At 67.4% G+C, this 11,847-nt stretch carries 7 protein-coding genes; 3 read left to right on the forward strand and 4 right to left on the reverse strand.

Annotation, left to right across the window (positions count from 1 at the left end; all coding sequences use genetic code 11):
- Positions 1-8: 8 nt before the first annotated feature.
- Both mgtA and ACTRWB_RS08215 read right to left on the reverse strand, forming a co-directional pair.
- Positions 9-2,771: a magnesium-translocating P-type ATPase gene (mgtA, locus tag ACTRWB_RS08210; protein WP_446901543.1), complete on the reverse strand. Its 2,763-nt coding sequence runs from the start codon at positions 2,769-2,771 to the stop codon at positions 9-11.
- A gap of 713 nt (positions 2,772-3,484) precedes the next feature.
- Positions 3,485-5,125 carry a S8 family peptidase gene (locus ACTRWB_RS08215; protein WP_419689590.1) on the reverse strand — a complete coding sequence of 547 codons (1,641 nt, stop codon included), beginning with the start codon at positions 5,123-5,125 and terminating at the stop codon, positions 3,485-3,487.
- Positions 5,126-5,545: 420 nt separating this feature from the next.
- Between ACTRWB_RS08215 and ACTRWB_RS08220 the strand changes: the two genes are divergently transcribed.
- The 3 genes from ACTRWB_RS08220 (at position 5,546) to ACTRWB_RS08230 (ending at position 8,620) form a co-directional block, all read left to right on the forward strand.
- Complete coding sequence (locus tag ACTRWB_RS08220) at positions 5,546-6,442, forward strand: glutamate/aspartate ABC transporter substrate-binding protein (RefSeq protein ID WP_446901544.1); 897 nt, start codon at positions 5,546-5,548, stop codon at positions 6,440-6,442.
- A gap of 318 nt (positions 6,443-6,760) precedes the next feature.
- A complete protein-coding gene (locus tag ACTRWB_RS08225; RefSeq protein WP_446901545.1) occupies positions 6,761-8,008 on the forward strand; it encodes a multidrug effflux MFS transporter in 1,248 nt (415 codons plus the stop codon).
- 90 nt (positions 8,009-8,098) lie between these two features.
- Positions 8,099-8,620 carry a GNAT family N-acetyltransferase gene (locus ACTRWB_RS08230; protein ID WP_446901546.1) on the forward strand — a complete coding sequence of 174 codons (522 nt, stop codon included), beginning with the start codon at positions 8,099-8,101 and terminating at the stop codon, positions 8,618-8,620.
- Between the two features lie 28 nt (positions 8,621-8,648).
- Here ACTRWB_RS08230 and ACTRWB_RS08235 read toward each other — a convergent pair whose 3' ends face one another.
- Positions 8,649-9,338: a hypothetical protein gene (locus ACTRWB_RS08235; RefSeq protein ID WP_446901547.1), complete on the reverse strand. Its 690-nt coding sequence runs from the start codon at positions 9,336-9,338 to the stop codon at positions 8,649-8,651.
- Between the two features lie 262 nt (positions 9,339-9,600).
- The gene (gene pbpC / locus ACTRWB_RS08240) at positions 9,601-11,841 is read right to left on the reverse strand and encodes a penicillin-binding protein 1C (protein ID WP_446901548.1); all 2,241 of its coding nucleotides are present in this window, start codon (positions 11,839-11,841) and stop codon (positions 9,601-9,603) included.
- Between the last annotated feature and the right edge of the window lie 6 nt (positions 11,842-11,847).

The raw sequence follows: 11,847 nt of genomic DNA on the forward strand, positions 1-11,847 counted from the left end.
GAACGGAATCAGAACCACTGCTTGTAGCGGCGCACGTAGATCGTCTTGACGATCTGCGCGAGCATGATGTAGCCGACCATCGTCGCGACGAGCCACAGCCAGAAGGTGCCCGGCAGGTGCATGAAGCCGATTGCTTCCGCGAACGGCGAGAACGGCAGCCAGCAGCCGATCGCGATCGCGGTGAACGTCGACAGCAGCACCGGCAGCGACGCCGTGCTTTGCAGGAACGGGATCTTCTGCGTGCGCAGCAGGTGCACGACGAGCGTCTGCGACACGAGGCTCTCGATGAACCAGCCGGAGTTCATCACGATCTGGCCGCCCGTGCCGCCGTTCAGGTGATACATCGCGCCCGCGCCGAACACGGTCCACATCAGGATGTACGTCGTGATGTCGAACACCGACGACGTGGGCCCGACCCACAGCATGAAGCGGCTGATGTTGCCGGCTTCCCACTTGCGCGGCTTCTTCAGGAACTCGGGATCCATCTTGTCCCACGGCAGCAGCATCTGCGACGTGTCGTAGATCAGGTTCAGCACGAGCAGCTGCGTCGCGAGCATCGGCTCCCACGGCAGGAAGGCGCTGGCGACAAGCACCGAGAACACGTTGCCGAAGTTCGAGCTCGCGGTCATGTTCAGGTACTTCAGGATGTTGCCGAACGTCTCGCGGCCCTTGATCACGCCTTCCTCGAGCACCATCAGGCTCTTCTCGAGCAGGATGATGTCGGCGGTTTCCTTCGCGATGTCGGCGCCGCTGTCGACCGAGATGCCGACGTCGGCGTCGCGCAGTGCGGGCGCATCGTTGATGCCGTCGCCGAGGAAGCCGACCGTGTGGCCGTTCGCCTGAAGCGCCTTGACGATGCGCGCCTTCTGCAGTGGCGTGAGCTTCGCAAACACGGTCGTGCGTTCGACGACCTGCGCGAGCGTCGCGTCGTCGAGCGCTTCGATTTCCGCGCCGAGCATCGGCTTGCCGGGTTCGAGGCCGACCTGGCGGCACACCTTCATCGTGACGGTCGCGTTGTCGCCCGTCAGCACCTTCACCGCGACGCCGTTTTCGCGCAGCGCGGCGAGTGCCGGTGCGGCCGATTCCTTCGGCGGGTCGAGGAAGGTCAGGAAGCCGCGCACGACGAGATCGTGTTCGTCGGCGGTGCGGTACTGCGCACGCTCGTCGCCGCGCGGAATCGTGCGGGTCGCGACCACGAGCACGCGGAAGCCGTCCTCGTTGTACGCGTTGGCCTGTTCGAGCAGCCGCTTGCGTGCGACGAAGTCGAGCGGGCGTACGCCGTCTTCGTCCTGGACGTGGGTCGACACGGCCAGCATTTCCTCGACCGCGCCCTTGCAGATCAGCAGGTGCGTGCCGCGCGTGTCCTCGACGACGACCGACAGGCGGCGCCGCACGAAGTCGAACGGCAGCTCGTCGATCTTCTTGTAGCCCTGCGGCTTCACGCGTTCGCCGATCTCGTCGGCGCGCGCGACGACCGCGATGTCGATCAGGTTCTTCTGGCCGCTCTGGTGGAAGCTGTTCAGCCAGCCGAGCCGCAGGATTTCCTCGTTCTTGTGACCGGACAGGTCGAGGTGGTGTTCGAGGATGATCTTGTCCTGCGTGAGCGTGCCGGTCTTGTCGGTGCACAGCACGTCCATCGCGCCGAAGTTCTGCACCGAGTTGAGCCGCTTGACGACCACCTTGCGGCGCGCCATCGCGACCGCGCCGCGCGCGAGGTTCGCGCTGACGATCATCGGCAGCATTTCGGGCGTCAGGCCGACGGCCACCGCGAGTGCGAACGTGAGCGCGCTCAGCCAGTCGCCCTTGGTCAGGCCGTTGATCATGAACACGATCGGCACCATCACGAACATGAACTTGATCAGCAGCCAGCTCACGCTCGAGACGCCGCGATCGAAGCTCGTCTCGATGCGCTTGTGGCTCACGACGTTGCGCGCGAGCGAACCGAAGTACGTGTCTTCGCCGGTCGCGACGACGACGGCCGTCGCCGTCCCGCTGACGACGTTGGTGCCCATGAAGCAGACGTTCTCGAGATCGAGCAGCGACGCCGACGTGTCGGTCGCCGCGCCGGCCGCGCGCGTGCTGGCGGATTTGCCGGCCACCGCGCCGAGCGTGTCGTACTTCTCGACGGGCAGCGCCTCGCCGGTCAGCACGGCCTGGCTGATGAACAGGTCGCGCGATGCGAGCAGGCGCACGTCGGCAGGGATCATGTCGCCGGCCGACAGGTGCACGATGTCGCCAGTCACGACTTCGCGCATCGGCACCTCGCGGCGCGTCGGCTCTGACGTATCGGTCATCGCGCGCTGCACTGTGGCGGTCGTGCGGACCATCGCCTTGAGCTTCTCGGCCGCGCGCAGCGAACGGAATTCCTGCACGAAGCGCAGCAGCGCGCTGATCGTGACCATCGTCAGCAGGATCGTCATGCCGACATAGTCGCGATCGTCGGGCGCGGCGAACCAGACGTCGGTGCAGAAGCTGATCGCGGCCAGCACCAGCAGCACGTAGACGAACGGGTTGTGGAACGAGAGCAGCAGCTGGCGGGTCCAGTGCGGCGGCTTGTCGTGCGCGATTTCGTTCGGGCCGTAGTGCTGCAGACGGTCGGCGGCCTGATCGTAGGTGAGGCCGCGCGTGCTGGTATGCAGCGACTTCAGCGTGTCCTCGAGCGGGCGGGCTGCTTCCTGCGCCGCCCGCATGATGCGCGGTTCGTTCTGCTGGCCTGCACCAGCCTTGATGAAGCCGCGCTGTTTCTTTTGCGATGTGTTGTGTCGTGTCATGAGTCGCTCCTTGCGCACGAGGCGGCGGGCGGGGAGCGACCGTGACGTTATCGACGCACGAGCGCTCCCCGCCGCGTCGCGTCAGGCGCGATCGGATTGGGATCGGGGAAAGCGGGAACGCTCGCCGGCGCGCATGGTGCGGTCGGCGTGTCGATGCGCAGCGTCGCACCGGCGAGCGGTAATCGACTACTGTCGTCTGAGTTCATCTGCACTCCTGTCGGTTGCGGATAATCGGCACGGGCGATCGGCAGCGGCGCACGCACGAAGGCGCGCGGCCGGACGGCACGCGAACGGAGAACGCACGCGGCTGGCGCCGCGCGCAACACGAACGCACACGCGCGACGGCGCGTCGCGTGCATTCGACAACATTGAAAATTCGGCGGGAGATCTGGCCAGTCAGGCCGGAAGGACGCCGCATCCTGCTTCCCGGGATGCGGCAGAAGACGAGGCTCTGCGCGTTTTCCTCAGGCAGCAGTCGAGTTGGTCAAGCACCAACTACAACTCGCATCGGTGTTCACAGAACACTCCATGTAATTAGACGGGAGCGATGGTAATGGCTCGCTGTGCGAAGCGTCAACCCTTTTGTCAGGCGTTATTTCGAGAAACGTAATCGGGTCGATACGCGCGCGCCGGATCGCCGCATTGCCGGCAACAAAACGGCCGCGCGCACGCCAGGTCGGCATGCGCGCGGCCGCATCGAGGCAGGGTGCCGGTTACTGGTTGGCTGCCGCGACGGCGGCCCCTGCGTCGACGATGCCCGAGCCTGCCGGCATCGCGGTGCACGACGTGCCGGCCGCCAGCTTGGTCGTGCGCGCGCCGCCTTGCAGCTTCTGCTGGATCTGCGCAGGCGTGAGGTTGCCGTTCACCGACAGCATCAGCGCGGCGATGCCCGTCACCTGCGGTGTCGCGAGGCTGGTGCCGTTCGCTAGGCCGTAGGTGTCCGTGCCCGGCGTCGTCGTGCCGGTGTTCGACGTCGACAGAATGTTGACGCCCGGCGCGCTCAGCGCGACATCGGCGCCGAAGTTGCTGAACGATGCGCGGCGGCCCGTTGCGTCGGTCGCGCCGACGCTGATCACGCCGCGGCAGTTCGCGGGCTGGTCGAGACCGGTCGACAGGCCGTCGTTGCCGGCGGCGACGACGACGGTCACGCCCTTCGCGGTCACATCGTCGATCGCCTGCTGGAACGTCGTGCTGCACGCGCCGACGCCGCCGAGGCTCAGGTTGATGACCTTCGCGGGCGTCGGGTTCGTCGGGGCGCCGTTCACCGGGATGCCGGCTGCCCAGCGCATTCCGTCGGCGATGTCGCTCGTCACGCCGCCGCATTTGCCGAGCACGCGAACCGGCAGGATCCGGCCGAGCCACGATATGCCGGCGATGCCGGTACCGTTGTTGGCGGTCGCGCCGATCACGCCCATCACGCGCGTGCCGTGCCAGCTGCTGTCGCTCGCCTGGGTCGCGCATTGGTAGTACGGGCCGCTGGCGTTGGCGAGTTCCTGCGGCGTGACCCAGTCGCCCGGATCGGTTGCGTCAGGGCCGCGCGACAGGCCGTTGTTGCTGGTGTTGACGTTGGTGATGAAGCTGTAGCCGGGCAGCAGGTTGCCGACGAGGTCGGCATGCGGCCGATAGCCGGTGTCGAGCACGGCCGTGACGACGGTCGGCGAACCCTTGGTCGTGCTCCACGCGGGCGACATGTCGATGCCGGCGGTCGGGTCGGACAGGTACCACTGCTGGTTGTAGAGCGGGTCGCTGGGCGTGTCGCGGATCGCCATCGGATGATCCGGCTCTGCGTAGTCGACGTCGGTATCGGCCGCGAACGCCTGCGCGAGCGCGGTCGCGTCGGTGGCCGCGATGCGCTGGCCGAGCGACAGCACGGCCGCGCCGTTCGAGATCGTCCGTTCGACCTGCACGTTGAGCGGCAGTTGCGAAACCGTGCTCGCATAGGCGCGTGCGCTGCCGGCCACTGGTGCCGTCCAGCGCGTCATCGAGCGCTGGATCACCGCGTCGAGCCGCGTGCCGTTGTCGATGGTGGCCATCGCACGCGTGGCCGTCAGCGTCTTCAGCTTGACGATCAGGTGATCGACGGGCGGTTCGACCGGTGCCGCCTGCGCAGCCATCTGAACGGCGGCCTGCTGCGTCGCGCATGCATTGCTGCCGGTCGTGGCGGGTGGGGTCGTCGGGGCGGGGGCCGGCGCGGGTGCCGGTGCGGCGTTGGAAGAAGACGGGTTGCTGCCGTCGCCGCCGCCGCCTCCGCCGCAACCGGCGAGGGGCAGGAGGGCGGCGGCAGACAACATGCCGGCGAGCATGCGCGCATGAGCGGAGCGGGCCAGCGCGAAATTGAAACGTTTGGCTCTCATGTTGAGACTCGATCCTCGTAGATAACCGTCGTGCCGGCGGTAAAGCTGGGTCCGGCAAGACCGGACCTCGTCGTTTTTTGTCTGACGGCAGCAGGGTTGCTGCTACGCGCCATGCTCTGGGTAACGGCCGGCGTGGCGGGTTCTTGAGGCGATTTCGCGAGAAAAAAACAGGGGCGCGCAAACGATTACGTTGCTGCTTTGCGGCATGAACGCGCGTTTGGAACGGATGGCACAAAAGGTGCGGCGAGCCCGTGCGCGGCGGGTCAGGCGAAACGTGCGGCGCGGGCCGGTTTGCGCGGCACGGAAAACGTCTTTCACGGCCCGGCCACGCTGGAAGGTTGTTTACGCTTTCCCTGATGCGACGCGAATTTTGTCGGGCGTACGATCGCGATTCGATCAACGTTTCGTCAGGAGAAAAGCATGGATCGCCGCTTCCGTTGGCTGGCCGTCGCGCTGTCCTGTGCGCTGGCGGGCCCCGCGCATGCGCAAGCCCTCACCGGTACGCTGAAGAAGATCAAGGACACGGGCATCGTGTCGCTGGGCATTCGCGAATCGTCGGTGCCGTTCTCGTATTCGGACAATCAGCAGAAAAACATCGGCTACTCGCGGGACATCTCGTCGCGCATCATCGACCAGTTGAAGACGGAGTTGAACCTGCCGAGCCTCACGGTGAAGGAAATTCCGATCACGTCGCAGAACCGGATTCCGCTGCTGCAGAACGGGACGATCGATTTCGAGTGCGGATCGACGACCAACACGCTCGAACGGCAGAAGCAGGCCGCGTTCTCGAACAGCATCTTTCTGTACGGGATCCGCTTCAGCACGCGCAAGGATTCGGGCGTGAAGGACTTCGCGGACCTGGCCGGCAAGACGGTCGCAACGACGGCCGGCACGTCGGACGAGCGCCTGCTGCGCAAGCTCAACGAAGAAAAGGCGATGAACATGACGATCATCAGCGCGAAGGATCACGCCGAAGCGTTCATGAACGTCACGACCGGGCGCGCGTTCGCGTTCGTGATGGACGAGCCGCTGCTGTACGGCGAGATCGCGAAGGATCGCAACCCGGGTGCGTATACGGTGGCGGGCACGCCGCTCGTGCACGAGAACTACGCGTGCATGATGCGCAGGGACGATCCGGCGTTCAAGCATGTCGTCGACGGCGTGATCGCGAAGCTGCAGACGTCGGGCGCGGCCGAGAAGCTCTACAACCAGTGGTTCACGCAACCGATTCCGCCGAAGGGCGTGAGCCTCAACTATCCGTTGTCGGCGGAAATGAAGCAGCTGTTCAGGAATCCGACGGACCAGGCGCAGTATTGATCTGATGCCGTACTGATCGCGGTATCGCGACGAAAAACCGCCGGCGCATGCCGGCGGTGTCGAGGATGGGAGCGAGCGGCGCGCCATGCGCCGATTTCCGGGCCGCGTGCGGCCGGGGCCGTGACGATCGAAATCGCCCCGGCGCTAACGCATTTCCAGGTGTGCCGCAATCGGCATTCAACCGCGTCCGCGCCAGGGGCATCCTGTCGCCTGACGCAACAACAGGCACAATACGCCATTCGCCACGACCGCACGCGTGTTCGCAATTCGAACATCGCGCGGCTGCGTCACCGCTGCCCGACATCCTTCCCAGTCGTCATGAACGCCACGCCCACCCCCGCGCGCGAGTCGAATTCGCCGCGCTTCCTGCTGTTCCTGATCTGCCTGTTCGCGTCCGCGGGTCAGCTCGCGATCGATATCTACGTGCCCGCGCTGCCCGATATGGCACGTTCGTTCGCGACGACGCCGCAGGCGATCCAGTCGAGCGTGTCCGGCTACATGGCGGCCTACGCGCTCGGCCAACTGATCTTCGGCCCGATCGCCGACGCGTACGGGCGCAAGCGCGTGCTTGCGTTCGGGCTCGTGATCTACACGATCGGCTGCCTGCTGTCGCTCAGCGCGCAGAACCTCGAGACCTTCGTGCTGGCACGCTGCCTGCAGGGCTTCGGGATCGCGACCACCAACCTGCTCGCGAAGGCGATCATCACCGATTCGTTCTCCGGCCAGGCGCTGATGCACGCGTTCACGTACATGTCGATCGCGTGGGGGCTCGCGCCGATCGTCGCGCCGGTGATCGGCGCGCACCTGCAGACGTGGTTCGGCTGGCGCGCCTGCCTCGTGTTCCTGCTCGTCTACTCGCTGGTGATGTGGGCGCTGCTGTGGCGCTATCGGGAAACCTTGCCGAAACCGGTGCATCTCGAGCCGCGCACGCTGATGGCGAATGCGGGCAAGGTGCTGGCGAGCCCGGTGTTCCAGAGCTGCTTCCTCGCGCAGGGGCTGTGCTACAGCATCCTGCTCGTGTTCAACATCGTCGGGCCGTTCATGGTGCAGACCACGCTGCACAAGCCGCCGACCTTCTTCGGTTATCTCGCGCTCGGCATCGGGCTGATGTATTTCCTCGGCGGGCTGTCGAACCGGATTCACGGGCGCGGGCTGCCGAGCGCCGAGCAGCGGCTGCGCATCGGCGCGCGCGTGATGGCGGGCGCGTCGGTCGCGATGCTGGTGCTCGCGCTGACCGTCGGCCTGCGCGTGTGGACGCTCGCGACGCCGGTGCTCGTGATGGGCTTCTGCGCGGGCGCGATGTATCCGACGCTGATGGCCAAGGGCAATTCGCTGTTTCCGCATATCGCGGGCCTGACAAGCGCGATCCTTGGATGCGCGCTGCTGCTCGTGTCGTCCGCGATGATGGGGCTGGCCGGTTTCGTGTCGATCCATGTGCTGACGCCGCTCGCGGTGTTCTTCGTTGCGCTGTCGTTCATCGTCGTGTGGATGGTGACCAAGCTGCTGCGGTACCTGACGCTGCAGCAGGCCGCGCCAGTCGCGTGCGGGAGCGGGGAAGCCGCGTAAGCGTTTCGTTGAACGATCGCGGGCGACCGGCGCGGGTGAACGGCCGCGCTTGCCGGACCACCCGTGCAATCCATCGCATCCGACCGAACCATGAGCCTGATCCTGCTGAACCGTGTCGCGCGTACCGACGCCGCCGACCTGATCGCCGCCAATCGCGCGAGCCGGAGCCACCATCTGCCGTGGGTCGATTCGTTCTCCGACCAGGCGGGATTCGACCAATGGTTCTCGCGCTGCCTGACGGGGCCGAATGTGGGCCTCGTCGCGCGCGAGCGGACGTCCGGGGCGGTAGCCGGAGTGGTGAACCTCAACGAGATCGTCGGCGGCGTGTTTCAGAGCGCGTATCTCGGCTACTACGGGATGGCGGAATTCAGCGGCAAGGGGCTGATGACGGACGCACTGCGCGCGGCGATCGGCGTCGCGTTCGACGAGCTCGGGCTGCATCGGCTCGAAGCGAACATCCAGCCCGGCAACCACGCGTCGATTGCACTGGTTCGGCGGCTTGGTTTCCGGAAAGAGGGTTTTTCGCCGCGCTATCTGCGTATCGGCGGCGCATGGTGCGACCACGAACGGTGGGCGCTGCTGGCCGACGATACGCGCGAAGCGGGCGCCTGACGCCCGCTCCGTTGCCGCGGCGGTCCGCCTACAGCGGATGCGCGGCGCCCGCCTGAGTCAGCAGCGACACGGCAACCGGGTCCGGCAGTCCGTTCGAATCGATCGCACCGGCCTTGGCCAGCGCGACGAGATCGCTGTCGACGCCCGGTTGCCCGACCACGAACGACGTCGTCAGGAATGCCGGCGTAACCAGCGTGAGCGCATAACGCTGCTGCAGATTCGTCACGACCGCCGATTGCGCGTCCTGCACCGTATTCGGGCTGTTCATCACCTGCTGGAAGTGCAGGTTGCCCTGGAAATTGCCGATCAACCCGGCCGTGTTCGTGCCGAGCTGCGCGGCGAGATAGACCAGCATCAGCTCGGTCTCGGGCGTCGTGTTGAAGGTGCCGCCCGCATACGCGAGCGAATGCAGGCTCGTGCCGCCCGACGTCACGGTGATCACGCACGGCAGAGCGGCGTTGAGCGTCAAGCTGTAGTTGCCGCCGCCGTCAGTCAGCGTCGTGGCCGAGCCCACCGCGCAACTGACCGCGACCGGCGCGCTCGCGAGCGCGTCGCCCGTGGCGGCCGTGCCCGACAGCGACACGGTTTGCGTGTTGTTGTTGAAGCAGACATCGACGCCGAAGCAGGCGTCGCCGTTGCAGGCCGGAAGCGCCGCGAGCGTGGCGGCGCAGAGCGCGCCCAGTGCGGGGCGGGTGAAGCGCGTAGGGCGAATGTTCATGGTCGCGGGTGTCCGGGAGAAGGGAGCAACCGGTGTGCGCCCGGGGTAGCGGCGCTGTTCCTATTCTAGGTTCCGGATCCGCGCGCTGCTTGCCCGTTTGCGTATCGGGCCGGAATCCTTTCAGTTCCGTTCGGAACGGGGCATGCCGGGCGTCGAACGAAAACGTCGAGAGAACGCATCGTTCCCGCCGGGCGGGCGCGCTGTCCGGCGGCGCGCGCCTTGCGGTAGCGCGGCGCGGTCGGCAAGCGGCCGGCCCATGCGCTCAGGGCTTGCGCGCGGCCGTTTTCGCGAATGCGCCGCGCACCTCGAAGCTGATCGTATCCGCAACATTCCCGCGCGCGTCGACGAGTTCGAGCCGGTGTCGCCCCGGCCACGGCATCCACGCGACGCGGTCGGCATGCCCAATCACCTTGTCGTCGAGCCGCCACGCGAACTTCGTGGCGCGTCCGGCCGAGCGCTCGAACCAGATTCGCTGGTTCTTCGGCGGAATGTCCGGGTCGATCGCGAAGATCGTGCCGTCGGTTGGTGCGCCGATCGTCAGCGGCGCGCGCGCGCCGTCCTTGCCCGGCGTGACGGGTGCGGCGAGGCGGATCGTGTCGAGCGCCGTGCCCGCGATGAACCACTCGTTGCGCGCAGGCTCGATGTCGCGCTCGAACGTGATGCGGCGCGTCTCGACGCCGGCCGGCGCGCGCGGCGCACGGCTCGGCAGGTCGCGGTGCAGGTAGCCGACGATGGCCGACCACACGGGCGACGCGCCCGTGACGCCCGACACGTCCCACATCGGCGAGCCGTCCGCATTGCCGACCCACACGCCGACCGTGTAGCGCGACGTGAAGCCGACGGTCCAGTTGTCGCGCATGTCCTTGCTCGTACCGGTCTTGACCGCCGAGAAGAAGCGCGTCGCGAGCGGGTTGTCGAAGCCGAACGTGCGAACGCGCGCGTTGTTGTCGGAAAGGATATCGGTGACGACGAAGCTGGCCGCTTCGCTGAATACGCGCGTGCCGCCGTCCGCATGCGCGGGCGCCGAAGCGCCGGACGCGCCGGACGCCGGCGCGGGCAGGTCGACGACCTTGCGCGCGACGCCACCGTTTGCGAGCGCGCGATACGCGTTGGTCAGCGACAGCAGCGTAACGTCGGCGCTCCCGAGCGCGAGGCTGAAGCCGTAGTAGTCGCCTTCCTGCGCGAGCGGCAGGCCGAGCGCGGTCAGCGTGCGGGCGAAGCGGTGCGGCGTGACGAGCACGAGCGTGCGCACGGCCGGCACGTTCAGCGAGCCGCCGAGCGCGCTGCGCACGCTCACCCAGCCCTTGAAATCCTTGTCGTAGTTCTGCGGAATGTACAGGCCGCCGCCGGCGGCGAGGTTGATCGGCGCGTCGTCGAGCAGCGACGCGGCCGTCAGCCGCTTTTCGTCGAGCGCCTGCGCATAGAGGAACGGCTTGAGCGTCGAGCCGGCCTGGCGCGGCGCGAGCACGGCGTCGACGTCGCGCGCGCTCGACAACGCCCCCGATGATCCGACCCATGCGCGTATCTCGCCGGTCGCATTGTCGATCACGACGGCCGCGCCGTCCTGCACGTTGCGTCGGTGCGCGGGCGCGTTGAGTTCGGTCAGCGCGCGCATCAGCGTGTCGCGCGCGAAGCGCTGCAGCGGTGCGTCGAGCGTCGTGCGCACCTGCGCACCGGCCGCCGGCCGGACCTCGGCCGCGATGCGCCGCGCGAAATGCGGGGCGAGGGCTGCGCCGTCGTCGCGCACGGCATTGGCCGGGCGCGCGGTGACGAGCTGCACGTAGCCGTCGAGCGACGCGCACGCCTGATCGGCATGCATGTCGTGCAGGATCCGGCAGGCGCGCTCGGCGACCTTTGCGGGCGTCGCGTTGGGCGCACGCACGAGCGCGGCCGCGATCGCGGCCTCGCGCGCATCGAGGCCGGACGGTGCCTTGCCGAACAGCACCTGCGACAGCGCGCCGAGCCCGACCGTCTCGCCGCGGAACGGCACCAGATTCAGGTAGGCCTCGAGGATCTGGTCCTTGCGCCAGCCGCGTTCGAGCAGCAGCGCGTTCATTGCCTGCGTGGCCTTCTGCGGCAACGAGCGTTGGCCCGAGCGGCGCGGCGAATCGCTGAGCAGCCCGGCGAGCTGCATCGTCACGGTCGACGCGCCGCGCGTGCGCTCGTTCCACAGGTTGCCCCACGCGGCGCCGGCGATGCCGCGCCAGTCGACACCGCTGTGTTCGTAGAAGCGCTTGTCCTCGGAAACGACGATCGCCTCGCGAAACGCGGGCGATACGTCCGCGAGCGACACCCAGTCGCCGCGCCGTTCGGTGAGGTCGACGCGTGTGCGCTGCAGCGGCGTGCCGTCGCGTGCGAGCAGCACCCAGTCGGAACTGCGCCAGTTGCGGCGCACGTCGTCGTAGCCGGGCAGCGCGTGTGCGACGAGCGGCGCGGCCAGCACCACGGCGACGAATACGCGGCCGGCGAAACGCGCCGGCCGCGGCAAGACCCGATCAATCATCACATG

This window comes from Burkholderia sp. YIM B11467, from assembly GCF_052952715.1.

What these genes read in the sequence shown, in the direction of transcription:
- ACTRWB_RS08225 (WP_446901545.1), top strand. Translation starts at nt 6,761, where the DNA reads ATGAACGCCACGCCCACCCCCGCGCGCGAGTCGAATTCGCCGCGCTTC.
- ACTRWB_RS08235 (WP_446901547.1), bottom strand. Translation starts at nt 9,338, where the DNA reads ATGAACATTCGCCCTACGCGCTTCACCCGCCCCGCACTGGGCGCGCTC.
- mgtA (WP_446901543.1), bottom strand. Translation starts at nt 2,771, where the DNA reads ATGACACGACACAACACATCGCAAAAGAAACAGCGCGGCTTCATCAAG.
- ACTRWB_RS08220 (WP_446901544.1), top strand. Translation starts at nt 5,546, where the DNA reads ATGGATCGCCGCTTCCGTTGGCTGGCCGTCGCGCTGTCCTGTGCGCTG.
- ACTRWB_RS08230 (WP_446901546.1), top strand. Translation starts at nt 8,099, where the DNA reads ATGAGCCTGATCCTGCTGAACCGTGTCGCGCGTACCGACGCCGCCGAC.
- ACTRWB_RS08215 (WP_419689590.1), bottom strand. Translation starts at nt 5,125, where the DNA reads ATGAGAGCCAAACGTTTCAATTTCGCGCTGGCCCGCTCCGCTCATGCG.
- pbpC (WP_446901548.1), bottom strand. Translation starts at nt 11,841, where the DNA reads ATGATTGATCGGGTCTTGCCGCGGCCGGCGCGTTTCGCCGGCCGCGTA.